A 21,940-nucleotide genomic window follows, 5' to 3' on the forward strand; every position below is an offset into this window, starting at 1 on the left:
CGATGAAGCGATCGTGGTCGGTCATCGCGGCGCTGTTCCTGGCGCTCGGCGGCCTCTCAGCCGTAGCGGGCTACGAGATGGGACCGCCGCGCGCTGCGGCGTGGCGCGAGATCGCCTGGCCGTTTCCGCGCGACGGCTGGCCCGCCGGCCGCGCCTTCCGCTGCGGCGTGGCCGATTGCGGCGCCGACGTCGAGGTCTATCTCAGGCCAAAACTCGGCTTCTGCAACTGCGACAGCGGCGTCGCTGATGACGACGAGGTCGACCGCGTTTCCGATGTCGACATGATCAGCCCGCGCTTCGTGCCGCTGAAGGCGGGTGAAGTCGTTCATGTTGCGGGCATGTCCGGGCGGATCAGGGCCTATGATCTCGACGGTAAGCGCGCCGCGATCGGCATCGCGGCCTCGCATCGCTGCGATCTCATGGCGGTGGCGGCGCAGGGCAGGGGTGACGCCGTAAAAGTGCAACGGGCGACGTTGAAGTTTCTGGAGTTGCAAGAGATCAAGGAATGGATGACGGTGGCCATGGATGGCCGTTGAGGAGCCCCTCTCTCGCATGCGAATATGGTGTCGTCTCCCGCGAAAGCGGGTGACCCAGTATTCCAGAGGCGCTGATGTTCAGCAGATAGGCCGCGGCGTACTGGATACCCCGCTTTCGCGGGGTATGACGGAGATGAGCATGAACCACTTCCTCTTCACCTCTCCTATGTGCATAATTCGCACTCACCGTCAGTGAGATTTCCATGTCCCTGCAAGCCTATTTCGCCTTCGTCGCCGCCTGCATGGCGCTGGCGCTGTTGCCCGGTCCGATCGTCACGATGGTGATCGCCAACGGCCTGCGTTACGGCACGCGCGCCGCGCTCACCAACGTGCTGGGCGCGCAGGTCGGGCTCGCCATCGTGATCGGCATCGTCGCGGTCGGCCTGACCTCGCTGATGGCGACGATGGGGTACTGGTTCGACTGGGTGCGCTTTGCCGGCGCGGCCTATCTGGTCTGGCTCGGCATCAAGCTGATCCGCTCGCCGGTCGAGGGCGTCGGCACCGACGAGACGCCGCCACCGCCGCGCGGCGGCTTCTTCCTGCAGGGCTTTCTGGTGCTGCTCTCGAACCCGAAGGTGCTGGTGTTCTTCGGCGCCTTCATTCCGCAGTTCATGGACATGGACAAGCCGCACATTCCGCAGGTCGCGCTGCTCGGCGTCACCTTCATGGCAACCGCCGTGCTGACCGACGCGGCCTACGCGCTGGCGGCCGGCCGCGCCCGAAAGTTCTTCTCCAAGGAGCGGACGCGGTTGATGTCGCGCATCTCCGGCGGCTTCATGATCGGCGGCGGCATCTGGCTGGCGCTGACCCGGGCCCGATAAACCCCGCCGGGTGGTTGAACCCTTCACAGGGGTGGCGCGTCAAACCGGCGCTGCCTCCGATGAAGGACCCTTCCCGTGCCCGATTTGCCCTGGCTTGTTTATGCGATGCTGCTCGCGCCGCTCGGGCTGATCCTGATCGCCGCCGTCGTCAAGACCTGGCAGGTGCGCGAGGCGAGGGGCTGGCCGGACACGTCCGGCAAGGTCGTGACCGCGGCCGCGGAGGTACGCGAGGTCAGGGTCTCCGACGATGAGCGCGAGGACGGCTATCGGATGGAGCAGCGCAACTTCGCCAATGTGGTCTACGAGTACCAGGTGGACGGCAGGAAGTTGCGCAATAACCGCGTCAGCATCGGCGAAGACCTCGGCAATTTCCAGGTCGCGGAGACACTGGCGAAGTATCCGGCCGGCAGCATCGTGACCGTCTACTACAATCCGCGACATCCCGATCAGGCGGTGCTGGAGCGTGATCTGCCCAAGGGCATCTGGGGATGTCTGGGCATCGGCAGTGCGATCGTGCTCGCGATCGTGTTCGGCTCGGCTTTCGGTCTCAATCGGATCAACGATGTTCTCTCGCGCCACATGGCGCGGCCCGATTTGTCGGGGATGGTGATCGGCTTCGGTGCGTTCGGCCTCGTCGTCGCGCTGTTTGCGCTCGCCGTGCGGCGGCAGGCGACGATGGCGAGCCACTGGCCGGTGGTATCAGGCATCATCCATGTGTCCGAGATGGAGGAGTATCGTGGCGCTGCCCCCGATGGCGACGGGCGCGGGATGGAGATGTTCGGCAAGCGCGTGTCCTGCACTTACACCTACGAGAACGTCAGCTACACCAACGAATGCGCGCGGGTCGGCGCGGAGTCCGCTGCGAGCTCGAACAAGTTGCTGCAGCGCCTGATGTCGCGCTACCAGGATGGCGCCGCCGTCGAGGTCCATGTCAATCCCGCCAATCCCGCCGAAGCGTCGCTCGACGCGCGCGGCGACGGCCGGCTCGCCTGGGTGCTGTGGACCATCGCAGGACTCTTTTTCGCGGCCGCGCTGTTTGCTTCCACCCGTGGCGGCTAGCGCGCGGTCTCGTTGACGTTGAGCGTCCGCTCCATCACATCGCGCAGCAAACCGACCAGCAAATCAAGCTTGTATCCTGTCATCGGCAGCGGCTTCGCGCCTGATGTCGCGAGCTCCGCGGCTTGCGCGATCGTCGCTGCGTTGGCGGGCTTGCCCCGCAGTGCCGCCTCGCATGCCGCAAGCCGCAGCGGCACCGGAGCGATGCCGCCGGCGGCGATATAAACTTGCTGGAATGCACCGCCTGAGATCACGGTTCGTACGCAGATCTCGACCAGCGGCCATTCCGCATGCGAGCGGCTGATGGCGCGCTTGTAGAGCGCGCGTTCGCCGGCCAGCGGGGCGGGGAGCTCGATCCGCTCGATCCGTTCGCCTGCCGCAAGCAAATTGTCGGCCGTGCCGTTGCTGCCGTTGCCGAGCAGGTCGGAGATCGACAATCCGCTGCGCCGGTCCGTGGTGACCTTCGCATCATAGGCCAACAGCGCCATCGCCATGGTCGACGGATGCGGCGCCACGCAAGGGCCGAGATCGAACGCGACGTGATAGAGATGGTTGCCCGATCGCGCCGGGCAGTCGGAGCCGCCCTTCTTGAGACAGGCGATCTGCGGATTGCGGAAATACCAGCAGCGCGAACGTTGCGCGAGGTTGCCGCCGAGCGTCGCCATGTGCCGGATCTGCGGCGTGGCCAGGCCCTGTGCGGCCGCGGCGATGCCGGGATAGGCCTGGGCCAGTCGCCCGTCGGATGCGATGGTTGCGATCGCGGTCAGGGCGCCGATGCGTGCCGAGCCGTCGGCGTTCCACGCGATTCCGATCATATCGGGACTGGCGGCGAGATCGATGATCGTGCCGCACGACAGGCCGCTGCGGCGGCGCTCCGACAGGTCGGTGCCGGCGGCACGGAATTCGGGCGCGAACATTGCCTCTGCGGTTGCGGCACTCATGCGGCAGCCCTCCCTTTCAGCGCGGCGACGATGCGGTCGGGACGGATCGGAATCTCGGTGAGGCGGACGCCGATCGCATTGTGGATCGCGTTGGCGACGGCCGCCGAGGTCGGCACCGTCGACGCCTCGCCGATGCCGACGCTGTTGCCGAGCACATGGTCGAAGCCGGCTTCGTCGAAATGGACATCGATCTCGGGCGTGTCGGCGATGCCCGGGATGCGATAATCCTCCATCCCCGCGGTCAGGACGTCGCCGCTCGTCGGATCCAGCTCGCGCGCCTCATAGAGCGCGTAGCCAAGGCCCTGGATCACCGCGCCGCAGGCCTGGCTGTGCGCCAGCGCGGGCGCTGCGATCTTGCCGACCGCAATGCCGGTATGCACGTTGAGCACGCGCACATGGCCGAGCCAGGTGTCGACCTCCACCTCGATGACCTGCACCGAGCTCGGCACGCCGGCGCCGACCGCGATGTTCGAGAAGCGGCGCATCATCCAGCCGAACACAAATCCCATCAGGCCGACTTCGCGCAGCGGCGAGCGGATGCCGGGCGCGGTGTTCTTGCCGTCCTCGCCGCGCGTCTCCGTGACAGCGATGTCGGGCGAGCGCGCGATCAGCTCGCGCCAGGGCGCGTTCGAACCCGGCGCAGGCTTTCGTGTGGCCTGTTCGAGGATCGCGGCCTTCAGCTTCCGCACCGCCTGCAGCGTCGGCGGCAGCACGGAGGCGGTGACGCGGCTGCCGCCGGAGCCGGGCCCCTCGGGCAGCGACGAATCGCCGATCCGTACCTCGATGTCAGCTGGTTCGAGATCGAACTCGCGCGCGATCGTGTCGGCAAGCACGCTGCGGGTGCCGGTGCCGATGTCCTGCGTCGCGGTGCTGGCGATGATGCGGCCGGCCTTGACCGCGACCTCGACCTTCACGTTGGGCTGCCACAGATAGAGCCAGTAGCCCGTCGCCACCCCGATGCCGCGGCGATAGCGTCCATTCTGTGCCGGCTTGCGATTGCGCCAGATCTCGAGCCCGGATGCCCAGTCGTAGAGCCGCTGACGGTTGGGATCGGGATCCCAGCGCTTGCGCAGCGCGATCGGATCGACGTTGAGCCGCAGCGCGGCCTCGTCGATCGCCTGCTCCACCGCGAATGCCATCGGCGGACCGCCGGGGCCGCGGAAGGCGGTGCCGGGCGGCAAATTGCTGATGACGTCGAAATCCGAAAGGTCCTTGGCCTCGGCCGGATAGATCAGCCGCGCCAGGCCCGCGATCGTCGAATTGGTCGCGGCCCCCGTATCGGCATGCGCAGTGACGGAGAGCGCCTTCAGGCCGCCCTGCTCGGAGGGAAGCAGCGCGACCTTCAGTTCCGCGGCCGGCCGGTAGCCGGCGACGGAGAGCTCCTCCTGTCGATCGTAGGCGACCCGCACCGGTGCCTTCGCCTCGCGCGCGAGCTCGATCGCGGCGATCGTCTCGACGCCGAGACTCGCCTTCGATCCGAAGCCGCCGCCGACGTGATCGGCGATCACGCGAACCTTGTCGTGACCGAGCTTGAAGCGTTTTGCGATCTGCTCCTTCAGGTGAAACACCTGCTGGGTCGAGGCGTGCAGGGTCAGCCCGTCGCCGTCGAAGCGCGCCACCGCAGCGTGCGGCTCGAGGCATGCGTGCTGTTGTGTGGCGGTGCGAAAGGTTGCTTCGACGAGCAGCCGGTTGTTGGCCTGGCGCGCCTCATCCACCCAGTTGCGGGCCTTTTTGGCGCGTGTCGAGAACACCGCGGTCGGCCCGCGGATGTTCTGCTTCCAGGGCGCCGGCCCGCCGGCCGCTTCCGAGACGTTGCCGGCCCGCTTGCGGCTTGCTTTGTCGAACACGACAGGCGCGTCATCCTTGCGCCCGGCGTCGAGCCCGATCACGGAGGGCAGGCGTTCGCTGGTCAGCTTGATCGCGGCGAGTGCGGCATGCGCGGTCCTGCGGTCCGGGGCAGCGACCGCCGCGATGGGCTCGCCGACATAGCGCACGATGCGGTCGTCGCCGAGCAGCGATACCGCGGCGACGCCGGGGATTGCTCGCGCGGGAGCCAAATCAAGCGTGGTGATGCGGGCATGCGCCTCGCGCGAGCGCAGGATCACGCCTTCGAGCTGGCCATTATGGTTGATGTCGACGGTGTACTTTGCCGCGCCCGTCACCTTGTCGCGCGCCTCGATGCGGGGCGCTGTGACATTGTCGCCGTCGAAACGGCCGGTGCAGGCATCCGCCACCGCGCGGAAAATCCCGTCATAGGCGCCGCAGCGGCAGAGATGGCCGGACAGCGCCACTCCGATCTCCTCGCGCGAGGGCACTGCCGTTCCCTTGGTTGCACGCCAGCGGTCGCAGAACGCGGTCGCTTCCACGATGAAGCCCGGCGTGCAGAAGCCGCACTGCAGCGCGTCATGCGCCATGAACGCCCTCTGCACCGGATGCAGCGTTGCGGCGCCGATGCCTTCCACCGTCGTCACCGATTTGCCGGCAGCTGCGCCGGCCGGCATCAGGCAGCTTGCGACCGGCGCGCCGTCGACCAGCACCGTGCAGGCGCCGCAGACGCCGGCGCCGCACACCAGCTTGGTGCCGGTGAGCTTGAGCTGGTCGCGCACGACGTCGATCAATAACGCGTCGGGATCGTCGGGCAGGGATTCAACGCGGCCGTTGATGGTCGTCGTGCTCATGGATGTCCTCCGGTCTTCCTGCGTGTCGGCTTTTGGCTGATCGCCGCCTTCTTGACGGGCGGCCTCTCGGATTTCGACATGGATTTCGACATGGCACCCGCGCAGAGCGTCCGCACCATCATCGCCATGTCCTTCAGGAACGCATCGGCCGGCTGCATCGCCGGGTACTGCGACTTCGATGCGTACATCGCCATTTCGACCAGCCGGGCGAATTCGGCCGGCGACAGGCCCTGCGGCAGCACAAGCTGCTGCTTGCGCACGATCCGCGAGATCGTCGTGACCATGCGCTCCGCGTAGCGCGCGGCATAGGTCTGGTAGAGGTCGCGCGCGTGCAAGAGGTGCTCGGAATACAGCTCCTCGAGATGCGGCGAGCCGTCCAGCGACGCGATCATGGTCGACATCCGCGCGATCATGCCTGCGGCAAGAATGTCGCCGAGATCGCCGCCCGCCGTCTCCGCCTCGGCAACGGCGGCGTCCTCGGCCGCGATCGCGGACTCATGCACGCGCTCGATCACGGCGCGGAACAGCGCTTCCTTGGATTCGAAATGGTGGTAGAGCGCCTGCCGCGTCAGGCCGGCCGCTTCGGCGACCTGCTCGATCGAGGATCGGCGAAAGCCGTGCCGGCGGAACACCAGCATCGTGGCATCGAGAATGCGGGTCTTCGGTCCCATTTGACGATTTTGACAAATATAGACGAACTGTCAAATCGCGATTTGGTGAGGGTGGTGCTGGCGCCCCTGATCACCATTCCGCGAGGTCGCCGCGCCGCCGGCACCGGTGTGAACCGCATCACGGATGGTCGCGTCCAAGAAACGTAGAGCTTGTTAAAGGCGAGCCTGCTCGCCCGGAGCTTGCAAGGACACTGACATGGCCCAGGTTTATTTCCATTGCTCGACTACGCGCGGCGTGTTGATGGATCGCCGCGGCACCGCGGTGACCAGCCTTTCCGAGGCCTGCGAGGCGGCGACGTGCATGATGCGATCGTTGGTCGCAACGGCCAGCCTGGAAGACTGGCGCGACTGGGCCGTGCATGTCAGCGACGAGGCCGGCGACGAGATCGTCATCCTGTCCTTCGCATCCGTTCTCGGCAAACCACACTGAGAGGACGCCATGCCGTCGCTGCAGCCAGCATTGCTGCCCTTTCGCCACGGCCTGCACGCGATCACGACCGGCTGGCAGAATCTGATCGAGCGAATTCGCGATCCTTACCGGCCCGAGCTCCACTACATGCGCGGGCCGGGCCCCAAATGGCATGCCAAGCATACCGTTCAAGCCGCCCCGGCCGGTTGAACGCGGACCGGTTCAGCTCGCGCTGTTCGCCGGGCGATGCGTCTCGCGGCGCCACACCGCCGGGCTGACGCCGATCACGGCCGAAAACACCCGCGTGAAATGGCTCTGATTGGCAAAGCCGGCCGAAATCGCGATCTCGGACAGCGACAGGTCGCGCACCGCCATCAATTGCTTGGCCGCCGTCACCCGTTGCTGCAGTAGCCATTGGTGAGGCGGCAGGCCGGTGGAGACGCGGAAGGCCCGCGAGAAGTGGCTGACCGAGAGGCCGAACTCGGCCGCGATCTGCTTCAGCGGGATTTTTCCTCCGAGGTCGGCTTCGAGCCGTTCGCACGCTTGCCTCGCTTGCCAGGCGGCAAGGCCTCCGCGGGTCGGCGCGGTGATGCTCCGCAGTCCGCCGTAGGTCTGCGCGACTTGTGCGGTGAAGGCGAGCATCATGTGATCGACGAACAGCTGGTTGGTCTCCTCCGGCCGGCGCAATGCTTCAAGCAGCGAAGCGCCGAGATGACGGACGATGGCGTCGTCATGGCCGATACCGGGTTGATAAGCCAGTTCATCGATACGTGGCGCGCCGGCCTGCCTTGCGATGTCGTCGAGCGCCGAGCGCGGCAGATAGAAAAAGATCGAGTGGAACGGCTTGTCGATCACATAACGCGGATCGCGCTTCAGGTCGTACAGGTAGGTTGCGCCGCTGCGGATATCCGACTTGATGACGCACCGGCCGCGTTCCCAGCACTCGCAGTCCGGATAATCGCGAAACTTGAGGCTGAGGAGATAGGCATCGTCGGCGGGCAGCGACCCGGACAGGTCGCGCACCGGGCTGTCGTTCCGCGTCTCGGTGACCGCGAGCTCGGCACTGCGCAGCGAGCGCGTGATCAGCGAGGGCGCTTCCGCCAATTGCAGCGGCTGCCCGAGCCTCCGTCCGTAGACGCCTGCCTGTGCCATATCGATCAAGTCCGACTGTGATGGGCGACCTCGGATACCGTCACCGTCATCCCGCGTGGTCGGGGCTTATTTATCCGGATTGTTGCGGTGCCGTCCAGTTCCTCACGCGATGATGAACGCCCCGCCGCGTCGATCATGACGATGCAATTCCAGAAGGAATTCAATTGCTTTGGTCCGATCGAATTTGTCGGAGGCAGAATGTCGCAAAGGCACGCTCGCAACAGAATTAGATAAAGCATGGCCGTTTCAGGAAAGACATCCAAACTGCGTGGCGCTTAGGTCCCGCAGACAGTTCCGCACCTCATCGGTCGATAGACCCTGCCCGCAGGGAGGTAGCGCATGAGCTTTCAAACGCGAGCACAGGTCATGACTAAGCCGATCCTGCACGATGCTTTGCGGGATTCGTCCGCCGCATCCGATGCCAAGCCGCCCGAGACGCCGGTCGGCCCGCGCGCTCCCGCCGACCAGGAGATGGCCCGTGTGCTCCACACGCGGCCGCTGCGCATCGCGGCCGACCCGTCGAGCGGCGCGTTCGCCTATTGGAAGCACGAGGCCCTGCACGACGTCGTCCGGCCGATGGTCGATCACGTCATCATGACCTATCCTGCCGGCTCGCAGCAGCTGGAGCGGCGCACCGGCAAGGTGACCTCGATCGGAACGGCGCGTTCCGGCGTCGTGACGATCATTCCGGCCGGCTCGACCTCGCGATGGGACATCCACCAGTCGATGCATGTCGTTCAGCTCTATCTTCCGCATGCGACGCTGCAGCGCGTGGCCGGCGAAGCCGACACCGCCGCGCCCGGCGACCTCCTGGAGCGCACCGCGCATCCCGATCCCATTACGTCGCGATTGCTGTTGAGCGCCGCCGACGCCCTCGACGGCAGCCAGGCGCTGGATGCGCTGTTCAGGCACCAGCTGACAGATCTTCTGGCGAACCGCCTGCTGTCGGCGCATGCCGGCGCGCCTGCCATGCTACAGGCGACCATGGGAGGGCTGTCGCCGACCGCGCTGCGCCGCGCCGTCGAGCGGTTGCGCTCCGACAGCGATGCGGACGTCTCGCTTGCGGCGCTGGCCATGGACGCCGGCCTGTCGCGCTTTCACTTCTGCCGTGCCTTCAAGGAAAGCACCGGGCTCTCGCCGCATGCCTGGCTGCGCCAGCACCGGCTCGAGCAGGCCATGAACATGCTGCGCGACACCGATGCATCCGTCGTCTCGATCGCGGCGGCGCTCGGCTACAGCTCGCAGACCGCGTTCGCCGCGGCATTCAGGAAGTTGACCGGCGAAACCCCGAGCGATTGGCGTCGTCGTCTGCGGTAGCAGCAATCGCTCTTCAGGTCGGGCAATCGCTCTGGGGCACGGACAAGCTCAATTCGCTAGATCACCGTGGCGCCCACGCCAACAACGGAGACAAGCGATGGCCTGGAAGGATTTCGGCAGCTCCCTCGCAATCACGCGGCGACGCCGGGCCGTCGCGACCGCACTGATGTACGGGCTGACGCTCACCGTCCGCTTCACCACGGCAACCGGCGACGATGCCGACGCCCCGGCGCAGGCCGCTCACGGCGTCCATCCGATGACCTCGGTGATGATCAACGACGCGGCTCAGGGGCTCACCCGGGACCTCTTTCCGGGCGCCGCGCAGCCGATCTCCTTTCACCGCGGTTCGCTGCCCGGCACGCGCGGCTGTCGTGCGGCGTGTGGGCCTGCGCCGCGCACGCCGTTCGTATCGGGCTGCGCCGCCCGTCAATAGGCACTCACTTTCATTTCACAGCTTCGCGTCGCAGCTCGCGGCAGGTTTGACCGTCAGCGGCAAGTGGCGGCGGCGACGCGCGGACATCAGAGACTGTCAACCCAAAGGAGATATCCCATGCGACTGGTCATCATCGGCGCCGGCTTTGCCGGCATGTACGCCGCACTTTCCGCAGCCCGCCTGCGCGACATCAAGGGCGTTTCGCCCGAGGAGCTCGAGATCGCGCTGGTCGCACCGGAGCCGACTTTGGTGGTCCGCCCGCGGCTCTACGAGCCCAAGCCGGAGACGCTGACCGCACCGCTGCTCGACGTCTTCAACGCGATCGACGTCGTCTATGTGCAGGGCAGCGCCGAAGCCGTCGACACCAAGGCGCGTACCGTGCAGATCGTCACCGCCAAGGACGCACGCAAGACGCTGCCTTACGATCGGCTGGTGGTGGCGACCGGCAGCCGGCTGTTCCGCCCGAACGTGCCCGGCCTTGCCGAGCATGGCTTCAGCGTCGACAATCTTCAGGACGCGATCGCGCTCGACCGTCATCTGCATGGTCTCGCCAAGCAGCCCGCATCGGTGGCGCGCGACACCGTGGTCGTTGCCGGCGGCGGCTTCACCGGTATCGAGGCCGCGACCGAGATGCCGGCGCGGCTCAAGGAGATTCTCGGCAACGACGCCAGGCCGCGCGTCATCATCGTCGAGCGTAACGCCGCGATTGCGCCCGACATGGGCGAGGAGCCGCGTCCGATCATCGAGGAGGCGATGCGCAAGCTCGGCGTCGAGGGCCGCTTCGGCGCCGGCGTCGCCGAGGTCAGCAAGTCCGGCGTCACGCTGTCCAGCGGCGAGCATATCGAGGCCGCGACCGTGGTCTGGGCGGCGGGCATCCGCGCCGCGCCGCTGACCGCGCAGATCCCGGCCGAGCGCGACAATTCCGGCCGACTGCTGGTCGACCGCGATTTGCGCGTGCCGGCGGTCGCGGGCGTGTTCGCCACCGGCGATGCGGCGCGCGCCGCATGCGACGACGACGGCAACTACGCGCTGATGTCGTGCCAGCACGCCACGCGGATGGGCGCCTTTGCCGGCAACAACGCCGCCGCCGAACTGCTCGGCGTCCCAACCAAGCCGTATCACCAGAAGGCCTATGTCACCTGCCTCGATCTCGGTGAGGCCGGCGCGCTGTTCACCCGCGGCTGGGAGCGCAAGGTCGAGATGGTCGGCGACGTCGCCAAGAAGACCAAGCGGGAGATCAACACCGTCTGGATCTATCCGCCGCGCGCCGAGCGCGCCGCCGCGCTCGCATCCGCCGATCCGGAGCACGTCACCGAAGTCTAACACTCCCGACATCGGCCGCGCCCTGCACGGGGGCGCGGCCACCCTCGACCGCCATATCTGGAGCTCACCAAAGTGAAACACGACACCGTGCGTACATCGTCGTTCGCGATGCCGCTGACCAGTCCGGCCTTTCCGCCCGGGCCCTACCGCTTCATCAACCGCGAGTACTTCATCATCCAGTACCGGACCGATCCCGACGCGCTGCGCCGCGTGGTGCCTGAGCCGCTGCAGCTGACCGATCCGGTGGTGAACTACGAGTTCATCCGCATGCCGGACTCGACCGGCTTCGGCGACTACACCGAGAGCGGCCAGGTCATTCCGGTCCTACAAGGGCCAGCTCGGCGGCTTCACCCATCAGATGTTCCTCAACGATCATCCGCCGATCGCGGGCGGGCGTGAGCTGTGGGGATTTCCCAAAAAGCTGGCACAGCCGAAGCTGGAGGTCGAGATCGACACGCTGGTCGGCACCCTGAACCACGGTTCGGTGCGGATCGCGACCGGAACCATGGGCTACAAGCACCGCGCGCTCGACATCGCTGCCGAAGCCAAAAAGCTCGCCGCGCCGAATTTCCTCCTCAAGATCATTCCGCATGTCGACGGCACGCCGCGCATCTGCGAGCTGGTGCGCTACCACCTCGAGGACGTCACGGTGAAGGGTGCCTGGACCGGACCGGCTGCGCTCGACCTGTACTCGCATGCGCTGGCGCCCGTCGCCGAGCTGCCGGTGCTGGAGGTTCTCTCCGCCAAGCACATCCTTGCCGACCTCACGCTGGGGCTTGGCAGCGTGGTGCACGACTATCTCGCCACGAGCCAGGCGGCACCGCATCGCGGCGGCGACGTCTTGACCGCTGCGAATGCCGGCTGACCGGCCCCAACCCGTCCATCAGGAGATCCAGCCATGCTGAACGTGATGCGCGAGCAGATCAATCCGCTGTCGCAGCAGACCAGGTCGCTGCCCTACGATGTCGTGGCGCTGGTGCTGCAGGGCGGCGGCGCGCTCGGCGCCTATCAGGCCGGCGTCTATCAAGGCCTGCATGAGGCGGGCATCCGGCCGAACTGGCTCGCCGGCATCTCGATCGGCGCGCTCAACGCCGCGATCATCGCCGGCTCGCCCGAGGGAGAGCGCGTCGAGCGGTTGCGCAAATTCTGGGAAGGCATCTGTGCCGCGTCGGTGGAATGGCCGGCCGGCGAGGGGCTCGCCAATGCCCTGCCGTTCGCCTTCGACATGCGCTCGGCGCACAATGCGCTGGCGGCGATGCGCGCCTTGTTCCAGGGGCAGCCCGGCTTCTTCAAGCCGCGCTTCCCGCCGCCGTTCCTGTCGCCATTCTCAGGCGCCGCCGCGACAAGCTTCTACGACACCTCCGCATTGCGCCAGACGCTGGAGCAGCTCGTCGACTTCGATCGGCTGAACTCGGGAGGGGTGCGCGTCAGCGTCGGCGCGGTCAACGTGCGCACCGGCAATCTGACCTATTTCGACACCGCCGAGCGCCGGCTCGGACCGAAGCACTTCATGGCGTCGGGTGCGCTGCCGCCGGGCTTCCCAGCTGTCGAGGTCGACGGCGAGCACTATTGGGATGGCGGCGTGGTTTCGAACACGCCCTTGTCCCGCGTGTTGTCCAGCGAGCCGCGCGATACGCTGACCTTCCAGATCGATCTGTGGTCGGCGAAGGGCCGCGTGCCCAACGACCTGATGGAGGTATCGAGCCGGCAGAAGGACATCCAGTATTCCAGCCGCACCCGCGCCATCACCGACCAGGCGCTGCGAATGCAGAAGATGCGTCAGGCGTTGCAGCGGACGCTCGCACTGCTGCCGGAGAGCGCCAGGCAGGATCCGGAAATTCGCGAGATCGCCGAGATGGCTCGCCATCGCTCCTGCAACATCATTCACCTGATCTATCAGTCCAAGATCCACGAGCGTCACTCCAAGGACTATGAGTTCGGGTTGAGCGCGATGCGCGCGCACTGGCAGGGCGGCTTGGAGGATATCCGCCGCACGCTGGCGGATCCGAGCCGCCTCGACCGGCCGGCGCCCGAGCGCGGCATCGTCACCCACGACGTCCACCGCCGCGACTGAGTTGCGGCGCCTCACATCCTCACAGCATCGAAAGGAAATTCCCATGTTGAAAGGCAAGGTTGCCATCGTCACCGGATCGACCAGCGGCATTGGGCTCGGCATTGCCAGGGAACTCGCCAGACTGCGCGCCGACATCGTCTTGAACGGCTTCGGTGACGCCAATGAAATCGAGGCGATCCGTAGCGGCATCGAACGCGAGCATGGCGTGCGCGTCACCTACGACGGCGCCGACATGTCGAAGGAAGATGCCGTGCGCGGCCTGGTCACCGCGACGGTTGCCAAGTTCGGCCGCCTCGATATCGTCGTGAACAATGCCGGCATCCAGTTCACCGCGCCGGTCGAGGAATTTCCGGCCGCCCGCTGGAATGCCATCCTGGCGATCAATTTGTCGGCTGCATTCCACAGCATTGCCGCCGCGGTGCCGCAGATGAAGAAGCAGCGCTGGGGCCGCATCGTCAACATCGCCTCCGCCCACGGCCTCGTTGGGTCGACGCACAAGGCGGCCTATGTCGCGGCCAAGCACGGTCTGATCGGCCTGACCAAGGTGGTAGGCCTGGAGACCGCCGGCAGCGGCGTGACCTGCAATGCGGTTTGTCCCGGCTGGGTGCGCACGCCGCTGGTCGACAAGCAGATCAACGACATCGCCGCGGAGCGCGGCATCAGCCAGCAGGATGCTGCGAGAGATATGCTCGCCGAAAAGCAGCCGTCGCTCGAGTTCGTCTCTCCGGCACAGCTTGGCGGCACTGTCGCCTTCCTGTGCTCGGGCGCAGCCGACCAGATCACGGGAACCGCGATCTCGGTCGATGGCGGCTGGACGGCGCGGTAGCGCTCGGCCGTTTGGCCGGGTTCCTTCTGGGCTGTGTGATTGCCGCGGCGGCGGTCTCGCTGGCCGGAGATTGGACCTGCTCGCTTCCCGCGGCACTCGCCGGTGCTGCGATCGCGGTGCGGTAGCGCGGTCGGAAATCCGCGTGGGCGGTTTGTCCGCCCACGCGTCCCACGGCAGGCCGTTCAGGTGATCGCGATCGGGCAGCCATTGCTTCCCGTCGCGCCCTTGATCGGCGCCGGCGCGAAGCAATAGACGAACTGGTATTTCTTGTCGGCAATCAGCTCGTCGAAGATCAGGTTCTCGTGGTTATGGATGCCGTGCTTGGTCTGCAGCTCGGCGTGCACCGCGAAGGCAAGCGATTTGTCGGGATTGGGCACGACCTCGACCGCCCAAGTGTCGGCGCCGGTGACCGAGAGGTCCTTCTCGACCACCCATTTCGCGGCGTCGAGACCGATGCCCGGCTCGCCGCTGTTGAAGCGGTCATTGTTCTTCATCCACAGTGAGCCCCAGCCGGTGTGGAACATGATCGCGTCGCCGGGCTTGATGTCGCTCTCATTGATGTTCTGCTTCTGCAGCGCCGCCTTGATGTCGGCTGTGGTGATCTCCTGGCCGGCGTCCATCATCCCGCCCTTGAGTGCGACCATGTCGACGAGATGCGCGCGGGTGAACAGCGGCTTGAGCTTCTCGACGCCGAGCTTCTTGAGGCCGTAGGCGTCGCTGATCTCCAGCGCGGTGTGGCCGTTGTAGAATCGCATCTCGCTCTTGTCGCCATCCTTGCCGAGCTGGATGCCGATGTGGCCGAGACCGTCGAACTGCGTGCCGGTCTGGCCGATCTCGCTGGCGAGGAATTCGTCGTGATAGACCAGCTTGTTGTCGCCGAACGGGCCGCCGGTCGGGCCGCCCGGGATACGCAGCGTGAACGCACGCGGCCCGAACAGCGGCATGCCGCCCTCGTAGACGCGGCCGATCTTGTAGATCTTGCCGTCCTTGATCCATTTCGCCGTGTCGAGCACCTTCTCCGGCGTGATGTGGTTCGATGCGCCGGCCTCGTCGTCCGCGCCCCATTTCGAGGGCCACCACGGCTTGTCGGTGCCCTTCGGCATCGCGGTCGGGGTTTGCGCCTGGGCTGCGGTGATCGGTGCAAGCGAAAACTTGCCGTGCATCGCGCCGGCAAGCGTCGCGCCCGCTGCGCCGGCAAGGCCCGCCGTGCGCAGCAGGGTCCGCCGATCGGTCGTGACCGGCCCGTTGTTCGGTTCGTCGCTCCTGACGTCGTCGTCCATGCTTTCCCTCCCAGGTTGCGCCCGCGGTTTCGGGCTTGAAATTTGTTTTCGGCATGCTCCTCCTCGGTTAGGCTGTTGTCCAGCGACAAAACGATGACGGTGGGACGCGCGTCCATGAGCCTGTTCGAGAACGACAAGTCCGCCGATCGGCTGCCGGTGTCGGTCATCACCGGCTTTCTCGGCAGCGGCAAGACGACCCTGCTCAATCATCTGTTGCGTCACGAGGCGATGAGCGACAGCGCCGTCGTGATCAACGAATATGGCGAGGTCGCGCTCGATCATCTGCTTGTCGAGCGTGTCGATGGCGAGGTTGCGGTGCTCGCGAGCGGTTGTATTTGCTGCACAATCCGCAGCGATCTCGAGGAGACGCTGCGCGCGCTGCTGGTGCGGCGCGATCGAGGCGAGGTGCCGCCGTTCGGGCGGATTCTGGTCGAGACCACGGGGCTGGCCGATCCCGCGCCGATCGTGCAGCTCCTGCTCAACAATCCGCTGGTGTCGCATTTCCTGCGGCTCGATGCGGTCGTGACGACGGTCGATGCCGCCAACGCCGATCGCCAGCTCGATCGGCAATATGAAGCAGTGAAACAGGTGGCGCTGGCCGACCGTCTGCTGATCACCAAATCTGATTTGGTCAATGACATTGACGCATTGGAGGCGCGGCTTCACCGCCTCAATCCGGCGGCGCGGATCGAGCGCGTGGCGCATGGCGAGATCGATCCCGCCAGGCTGTTCGGTGCCGCCCTGGTCGATCCCGAAAAGAAGACGGCTGACGTCGCACGCTGGCTGAACGAGCAGGCGTTCGCGGGGTCCTGCGGGGAAGGGCATGGGCACGCCGCACGTGACCATCACGATCACGACGGCCATCACAGCCACGATGCCGCGATCACGAGCTTTGTGCTCGCGTTCGATGAGCCGCTCGACTGGATGGCGGTTTCACAGTGGCTCGCCTATCTGCGCAACGCGCGCGGCGAGGATCTGTTGCGGGTCAAGGGCATCCTCAACCTGCACGGCGAGACGACGCCGGTCGCGATCCACGGCGTGCACCATATCTTCCACCCGCCGGTCGCGCTCGCCAAATGGCCCGATGCCGATCGCCGCTCGCGCATCGTGTTCATCACCCGCGACATCACGCGCCACGAGGTGATGGCGCTGTGGGAAGCGGGCCGCGTGCCGGCGTGAGGCTCCGCCGGTTGCGTGCCGCGCAGCGGGCCGCGATTTAGAACGATCCTTAGAAGCGGTCGAAAAAATCCGAGGCGCATTGTCGCGGTTTTACTGCGTACGCGTTGCGAGCTCGCAACACGGATCAACGATAAGTCCAACACTGGACGAGTTCTAATTCCCGAGCGGCTGTACGCATCCTTCGTCGTGGTAGTGACGGCGAGGAAAAGCGTACCTAGAATTAGGCGACGGAAATTGACTGCGACCACCACTTCCCTGCGGCGATGGGGCGCCGTCCACAAATGGACCAGCCTGATCTGCACCTTGTTCATGCTGCTGTTGTGCATCACCGGCCTGCCGCTGATCTTCCACGAAGAGATCGATGATCTCCTGCACAATCAGGTCAAGCCGGCCGAGGTGCCGGCGGGCACGCCGCCGGCCAATCTCGATCATCTGCTTGGCAACGCGCTGGTGCGGGCGCCGGGCAAGGTGCCTCACTTCCTGATCTGGGATCGCGACGAACCCGGCGCGATGTGGGTCAGCGTCGGTCCGACGATCGATGCCGATCCGACCAACAACCTCTTGGTCCGGATGGATACGCATAGCGGCGCCTATCTCGATGCCCCCGATGTCACCGGCCGCTTCACCTACATCATGCTGAAGCTGCACACCGACATGTTCGCGGGCCTGCCCGGCAAGCTCTTCCTCGGACTGATGGGGATCCTGTTCTGTGTTGCGATCGTTTCCGGCATCGTGGTCTATGCGCCGTCGATGCGGAAGCTGCGTTTCGGCGCCTATCGTGCGCAGCGGACCCGCGTCGTGCGCTGGCTCGATGTCCACAATCTCGCCGGCATCCTGCTGGTCGCCTGGACGCTGGTCGTCGGTTTCACCGGGGTCATCAACACCTGGGCCGATCTCGTCGTGAAGATGTGGCAATTCGGCCAGCTCGCGGAAATGACTGCGCAGTATCGCGACCGGCCGGTGCCTATGAGGCTGACCTCGCTGAATGCTGCGGTTGAGGTGGCCAAGCATGCGGTGCCCGGAATGACGCCGAGCTTCGTCGCGTTCCCAGGCACGACCTTCAGCAGCAAGAGCCATTATGCGGTCTTCCTGCGCGGCGATACGCCGCTGACCTCGCGACTGCTGAAGCCGGCGCTGATCGATGCGGAAACCGGCAAGCTGACCGACAGCCGCGACATGCCCTGGTACGTGACGACGTTGTTCGTCTCGCAGCCGCTGCATTTCGGCGACTATGGCGGCATGCCGCTCAAGATCGTTTGGGCGCTGCTCGATATCCTCACCATCTTCATCCTCGTGACCGGCGTGTATCTGTGGTGGCGCCGCCGCAAGGCGTGCGTGAGCCAGGAACGCGCCATCGCCAACGCCGCCTCCATCGACACCCCTGCGCTCTCGTCGTGATCAGCATGGTCTCGCATCGCTCCGTGACCCAGATCTTCGCCGCGCCGCTCGTCATCGCGATCGTGAGCACGGCGGGATTGATCAGCGCACTTGTCGGTGACGGCTGGTGGGATGCCGTCTCATGGGCGGCGCTCGGCCTGCCAGTGCTGCTCTACCTGGCGTTCATCTGGCGGCGCCGGCCGAATTGATCGGGCCCAGCCTGATCGCTGCTCGAAGCGATGGGCGGCCAAGTTCAATCGGAATATGCGCATCTCTGTGGTGTTCTCAACCGCCGAGATGCGTAAGAAATCGAAAAAGCAGTCGCCACCGCGCAAGTGCCTGGCATGCGGCGTCGCGCCGGTGAAAGCGCCACAGATCATCTGCCACGGTTGCGTCGGTACGGCCGCCGCGATCGAGGCGGTCCGTAAATCCAGGGTCGCGCCGACCTCGGCCAAGAAGCGCAAGACAGCGTCGGACCGACGCTCACCGAAAAAGCGGCGGCTTCATCCGCGGCAGCCAAGTACGTAGTCAAAAGATCAGTTAGCGGGATCGCGCTCCCTGTCCGCGTAAACGTCAGGCGTCTCCAGATATGGGGATACTAAGGCAGCGATGGCGCCGCTCGTTATGGCCGCATCAGCGAGGTTGAATATGGCGAACGACCAATCCTTGTAAGAAACGTGAACGAAGTCGATCACCGAACCGATTCGGGCGCGATCCAACATATTGCTGAGCGCCCCGCCAATGATCAGAGTGAGGCCAATTGCCAAGACTGGCTTGCCAGAAGGTACGCGAGCGAGCCACCAACCGAGCAGCCCAGAGGCTAGAACAGACAGGCCGACCAGCGGCCAGCGCTGTGCATCGTCCACAAACTGGAGGAAGCTGAACGAGATGCCCTTGTTGTAAGACAACACGAACTCGACCGACGGCAATATGACCATCGAGCGGTCGGGTTGCAGCAAACTGACAACAAGCTGCTTCGTGCCTTGATCCAGCAGCACGATAAGAACGATCAACCAGGCCCAGTGGAGGCTGACGTGTGACGGCTTGTGAGGCATGCTCAAATTGTCCGGCCTGATGGGCAGTCGAACCATACCGGCCTCGCCTCGAAAGCAACAGTCATCCTGCGAAGGTCCGGGGTGTTGTATTTAACCGGACGCCCGTGATTCAAGCTTCCGAACCGGATACTAAATCATGCGCTCGTGAGACGACGTCCTAGATCAGCGCTTCCGCGCGCAGCGCCGTCTCGATCTCGCCGAGCACGCGCGCCAGCCGCTCGGCCCATGCGGTCTCGCCGGCCTGGTCGCAGATCAGGTCCTGGCGGATCTCGATGCCGGAATTCATCAGGCCGCGCTTCTCGCCATGCGCCGGGATCGTGTAATCGGTCTCGTCGCTGACCGCATAGGGCTCATTGTCGCCGACCACGAGATCGCCCTCGTTGCGCAGCTGCTTCAACAGAAGCGGCGGCAGCACCGTGTCGCGGTGGTAGAGCGTGCCGATGTGCCAGGGACGGGCGATGCCGGCATAAACCGGCGTGAAGCTGTGCAGCGACACCAGCACTGTCGGCATGCCCTGACGCGCACGCGCGTCGATGATCTCGTCGATGCGCCGGTGATAGGGATCGAAGATCTGCGCGCGGCGCATCTCGGCGGCCTCGCGCGACAGGCCCTCGTTGCCCGGCACGGTGGTGGCCTCGCTGATCAGCGGGATCGCGCTTGCGACATGCGGCGGACGGTTGCAGTCGATCACGAGCCGCGAATAGCGCTGCGCGATCAAATGCGCATTGAGCCGGTCGGAGAGCTGTTCGGCGACGCCGGCGATACCGATGTCCCAGGCGATGTGCCGCGCGAGCTCGCTTGCGGGCAGGCCGAGGTCGCCGAGCGGAGAGGGAATCAGCCTGCCGTAATGATCGCAGGTGAACAGGAACGGCGAGCGGCCGGAGGCATTATGTTCAAGAACCGGTGAAACGTCGGTGCTTGCGAGCAGGAACGATGGATCACCGCCGTAATTCAAGGGCCTTTTCCTCAACTTTGCCTATTCAAGGGGCATGCTGGTCTGGAATCGAGCAGCATTCTCTATAGATTAAGCGGTCCGAAATCACGATGATTGTTTGAAGATGCCGCTGCTGACTATTCATCACAAGACCGTTTATCGCTACGCGCGCCCGGTGGCGTTCGGCGAACACCGCATCATGCTGCGTCCCCGCGACGGCCACGATCTGCGCGTGCTCGACAGTGCGCTTGTGATCGATCCGCAGCCGATGTCGCTGCGCTGGATTCACGACGTGTTCGGCAACAGTACGGCGATCGCCGGCTTCGACGAGCGCGCCGACACGCTGACATTCGTCTCGACCGCGACGGTGGAGCACAATCCGGCCGACACATTCGCGCTGACGCCTGACGACGCCGCCTACTTCTATCCGTTTCTCTACGACGATGAGGAATTCCCCGATCTGCAGCAGTTCGTCACGCCGCAATATGGCGACCCGAACGGCGAACTGTCGGCCTGGGCGCGGCGCTTCCTGGATGTCGAGGCTCCGACGCCGACTTTCAATATCCTGAGCGGCATGACCCATGGTATCCGCGAGAGCTTTAGCTATCGCAAGCGCCACGAACATGGCACCCAGCATCCGCTCGACACGCTGCAGACGAAGTCCGGCACCTGCCGCGACTATGCGCTGTTGATGATCGAGGCGCTGCGCCGGCTCGGCTTCGCCGCGCGCTTCGTCTCCGGCTATCTCGCGATGCCCACAGACAGCGCGCATGGCTATGTCGGCGGCGGCTCGACCCATGCCTGGGTGCAGGTCTATCTGCCGAGCGCCGGCTGGATCGAGTTCGATCCGACCAACGGCATCGTCGGCACGCGCGATCTGATCCGCGTCGCTGTGGCGCGCGATCCGCGCCAGGCGGTCCCGCTGCACGGGGTCTATCTTGGCCCGCCTGACGCCTTCCAGCGCATGGACGTCGACATCAAGGTCGTGTCGGTCGGCGAGAGCGTAACGGAGCGGGAGGCAGTCTGACGATGCAGATCAGGGTCGGCTTCGAGATCACCTACACGGCTCCGCAGCCGACGCCGATGGTGATGATGCTGTCGATCCATCCGTCGCGCTACGCGGACATCGTAGGCACAGAGCAGATCGTGACCGAGCCAGACGTGCCGTTCGGCCTGTATCGCGACGGCTTTGGCAATGTCTGTGGGCGTCTCGTCGCGCCAGCCGGTGGCGTCACCTTCCGTGGCAGCGCGCTGGTGCGCGATTCCGGATTGCCTGACGTCGTCAATCCGGCGGCGCAGCAGGTCCCGATCGAGCAGCTGCCTGACGATATGCTGCTCTATCTGATGCCGAGCCGCTATTGCGAGACCGACAAGCTGACCGACATCGCCTGGTCGCTGTTCGGCAACACACAGCCCGGCTGGGCGCGGGTGCAGGCGATCACCGATTTCGTGCATCGCCACGTGACGTTCGGCTACGAGCACGCCCATCACATGAAGTCGGCGCATGATGTCTATGAAAGCCGCGCCGGCGTCTGCCGCGACTTTGCGCATCTGGCGCTCACCTTCTGCCGCTGCATGGGCATTCCGGCGCGTTACTGCACCGGCTATCTCGGTGACATCGGCGTGCCGCCGGATCCCGCGCCGATGGATTTCTCCGGCTGGTTCGAGGTCTATCTGTCCGGCCAGTGGTACACCTTCGATGCCCGCCACAACACGCCGCGGATCGGCCGCATCCTGATGGCGACCGGCCGCGACGCCGCCGACGTAGCCCTCACCACGAGCTTTGGCCGCATGACGCTGGCGAAGTTCGTCGTGGTGACGGATGAGGTTGCGGCGGCCTAGCGTCCCCTGGATTTTTCTGTCATTCCGGGGCGCGTC

Annotated in this window: 22 protein-coding genes and 1 pseudogene; 16 read left to right on the forward strand and 7 right to left on the reverse strand. The window is 65.6% G+C overall.

The annotated features are described in order from the left end of the window. Positions 1-2 precede the first annotated feature (2 nt). The 3 genes from G6P99_RS08845 (at position 3) to G6P99_RS08855 (ending at position 2,416) form a co-directional block, all read left to right on the forward strand. Positions 3-536 carry a hypothetical protein gene (locus G6P99_RS08845; protein ID WP_165127808.1) on the forward strand — a complete coding sequence of 178 codons (534 nt, stop codon included), beginning with the start codon at positions 3-5 and terminating at the stop codon, positions 534-536. Between the two features lie 203 nt (positions 537-739). Beyond that, the gene (locus G6P99_RS08850; RefSeq protein ID WP_029082011.1) at positions 740-1,357 is read left to right on the forward strand and encodes a LysE family translocator; all 618 of its coding nucleotides are present in this window, start codon (positions 740-742) and stop codon (positions 1,355-1,357) included. A 75-nt stretch (positions 1,358-1,432) separates the two neighbouring features. Further along, complete coding sequence (locus tag G6P99_RS08855) at positions 1,433-2,416, forward strand: DUF3592 domain-containing protein (RefSeq protein WP_165127809.1); 984 nt, start codon at positions 1,433-1,435, stop codon at positions 2,414-2,416. Here G6P99_RS08855 and G6P99_RS08860 read toward each other — a convergent pair. Genes G6P99_RS08860 through G6P99_RS08870 form a run of 3 tightly spaced genes read right to left on the reverse strand, consistent with a single transcriptional unit; the run spans position 2,413 to position 6,703 of the window. Then, complete coding sequence (locus G6P99_RS08860; protein WP_165127811.1) at positions 2,413-3,354, reverse strand: FAD binding domain-containing protein; 942 nt, start codon at positions 3,352-3,354, stop codon at positions 2,413-2,415. The genes G6P99_RS08855 and G6P99_RS08860 overlap by 4 nt on opposite strands. Next, positions 3,351-6,032, reverse strand: coding sequence for a molybdopterin-dependent oxidoreductase (locus tag G6P99_RS08865; RefSeq protein WP_165127813.1), 2,682 nt, complete (start codon positions 6,030-6,032; stop codon positions 3,351-3,353). Before G6P99_RS08865 ends, G6P99_RS08860 begins: the two co-directional genes overlap by 4 nt. Continuing rightward, a complete protein-coding gene (locus tag G6P99_RS08870; RefSeq protein WP_029082015.1) occupies positions 6,029-6,703 on the reverse strand; it encodes a TetR/AcrR family transcriptional regulator in 675 nt (224 codons plus the stop codon). Before G6P99_RS08870 ends, G6P99_RS08865 begins: the two co-directional genes overlap by 4 nt. Positions 6,704-6,899: 196 nt before the next feature. Between G6P99_RS08870 and G6P99_RS08875 the strand changes: the two genes are divergently transcribed. Continuing rightward, positions 6,900-7,133: a DUF6894 family protein gene (locus tag G6P99_RS08875; protein WP_029082016.1), complete on the forward strand. Its 234-nt coding sequence runs from the start codon at positions 6,900-6,902 to the stop codon at positions 7,131-7,133. A 9-nt stretch (positions 7,134-7,142) separates the two neighbouring features. Continuing rightward, on the forward strand, positions 7,143-7,322 hold the full coding sequence (locus G6P99_RS08880; protein WP_035977149.1) for a hypothetical protein: 180 nt from the start codon (positions 7,143-7,145) through the stop codon (positions 7,320-7,322). A 12-nt stretch (positions 7,323-7,334) separates the two neighbouring features. Here G6P99_RS08880 and G6P99_RS08885 read toward each other — a convergent pair whose 3' ends face one another. Further along, positions 7,335-8,264: a helix-turn-helix domain-containing protein gene (locus G6P99_RS08885; protein WP_165127815.1), complete on the reverse strand. Its 930-nt coding sequence runs from the start codon at positions 8,262-8,264 to the stop codon at positions 7,335-7,337. 366 nt (positions 8,265-8,630) lie between these two features. Here G6P99_RS08885 and G6P99_RS08890 point away from each other — a divergent pair, with 366 nt between their 5' ends. The 6 genes and pseudogenes from G6P99_RS08890 to G6P99_RS08915 all read left to right on the forward strand — a co-directional run bounded on the left by G6P99_RS08890 (position 8,631) and on the right by G6P99_RS08915 (position 14,237). Beyond that, positions 8,631-9,581, forward strand: a complete 951-nt coding sequence (locus tag G6P99_RS08890) for a helix-turn-helix transcriptional regulator (protein ID WP_029082017.1) — start codon at positions 8,631-8,633, stop codon at positions 9,579-9,581. Between the two features lie 97 nt (positions 9,582-9,678). Then, positions 9,679-10,014: a hypothetical protein gene (locus G6P99_RS08895; RefSeq protein ID WP_029082018.1), complete on the forward strand. Its 336-nt coding sequence runs from the start codon at positions 9,679-9,681 to the stop codon at positions 10,012-10,014. Between the two features lie 117 nt (positions 10,015-10,131). Continuing rightward, positions 10,132-11,337 carry an NAD(P)/FAD-dependent oxidoreductase gene (locus G6P99_RS08900; RefSeq protein ID WP_165127817.1) on the forward strand — a complete coding sequence of 402 codons (1,206 nt, stop codon included), beginning with the start codon at positions 10,132-10,134 and terminating at the stop codon, positions 11,335-11,337. Between the two features lie 72 nt (positions 11,338-11,409). Further along, a pseudogene (locus G6P99_RS08905) lies at positions 11,410-12,202 on the forward strand (acetoacetate decarboxylase). A 33-nt stretch (positions 12,203-12,235) separates the two neighbouring features. Continuing rightward, the gene (locus tag G6P99_RS08910; protein ID WP_035977152.1) at positions 12,236-13,411 is read left to right on the forward strand and encodes a DUF3734 domain-containing protein; all 1,176 of its coding nucleotides are present in this window, start codon (positions 12,236-12,238) and stop codon (positions 13,409-13,411) included. A 43-nt stretch (positions 13,412-13,454) separates the two neighbouring features. Further along, positions 13,455-14,237, forward strand: a complete 783-nt coding sequence (locus G6P99_RS08915) for a 3-hydroxybutyrate dehydrogenase (protein ID WP_029082021.1) — start codon at positions 13,455-13,457, stop codon at positions 14,235-14,237. A gap of 182 nt (positions 14,238-14,419) precedes the next feature. Here the strand turns inward: G6P99_RS08915 and G6P99_RS08920 are convergent, their stop codons facing one another. Further along, complete coding sequence (locus G6P99_RS08920) at positions 14,420-15,517, reverse strand: cyclase family protein (protein WP_029082022.1); 1,098 nt, start codon at positions 15,515-15,517, stop codon at positions 14,420-14,422. 114 nt (positions 15,518-15,631) lie between these two features. Between G6P99_RS08920 and G6P99_RS08925 the strand changes: the two genes are divergently transcribed. The 3 genes from G6P99_RS08925 (at position 15,632) to G6P99_RS08935 (ending at position 18,282) form a co-directional block, all read left to right on the forward strand. Then, complete coding sequence (locus G6P99_RS08925; protein ID WP_165127819.1) at positions 15,632-16,696, forward strand: CobW family GTP-binding protein; 1,065 nt, start codon at positions 15,632-15,634, stop codon at positions 16,694-16,696. Between the two features lie 309 nt (positions 16,697-17,005). Next, positions 17,006-18,094 (forward strand): PepSY-associated TM helix domain-containing protein, encoded by a 1,089-nt coding sequence (locus tag G6P99_RS08930; RefSeq protein ID WP_245284724.1) that lies wholly within the window; start codon positions 17,006-17,008, stop codon positions 18,092-18,094. Positions 18,095-18,117: 23 nt separating this feature from the next. Beyond that, positions 18,118-18,282, forward strand: coding sequence for a hypothetical protein (locus G6P99_RS08935; protein ID WP_414645563.1), 165 nt, complete (start codon positions 18,118-18,120; stop codon positions 18,280-18,282). Between the two features lie 327 nt (positions 18,283-18,609). Here the strand turns inward: G6P99_RS08935 and lspA are convergent, their stop codons facing one another. Together lspA and G6P99_RS08945 are read right to left on the reverse strand one after the other, a co-directional pair. Next, entirely contained in the window at positions 18,610-19,128 is a 519-nt protein-coding gene (lspA, locus tag G6P99_RS08940; protein WP_051346427.1) for a signal peptidase II, read from the reverse strand. A gap of 157 nt (positions 19,129-19,285) precedes the next feature. Further along, positions 19,286-20,083 (reverse strand): N-formylglutamate amidohydrolase, encoded by a 798-nt coding sequence (locus tag G6P99_RS08945; protein ID WP_165127821.1) that lies wholly within the window; start codon positions 20,081-20,083, stop codon positions 19,286-19,288. Between the two features lie 103 nt (positions 20,084-20,186). Here G6P99_RS08945 and G6P99_RS08950 point away from each other — a divergent pair, with 103 nt between their 5' ends. Both G6P99_RS08950 and G6P99_RS08955 read left to right on the forward strand, forming a co-directional pair. After that, the gene (locus G6P99_RS08950; RefSeq protein ID WP_035977179.1) at positions 20,187-21,089 is read left to right on the forward strand and encodes a transglutaminase family protein; all 903 of its coding nucleotides are present in this window, start codon (positions 20,187-20,189) and stop codon (positions 21,087-21,089) included. 2 nt (positions 21,090-21,091) lie between these two features. Continuing rightward, positions 21,092-21,904 (forward strand): transglutaminase-like domain-containing protein, encoded by an 813-nt coding sequence (locus G6P99_RS08955; RefSeq protein ID WP_029082028.1) that lies wholly within the window; start codon positions 21,092-21,094, stop codon positions 21,902-21,904. Positions 21,905-21,940 lie beyond the last annotated feature (36 nt).

The sequence above is a fragment of the Bradyrhizobium sp. 6(2017) genome (genome assembly GCF_011058295.2).
Classification (GTDB): domain Bacteria; phylum Pseudomonadota; class Alphaproteobacteria; order Rhizobiales; family Xanthobacteraceae; genus Bradyrhizobium; species Bradyrhizobium septentrionale.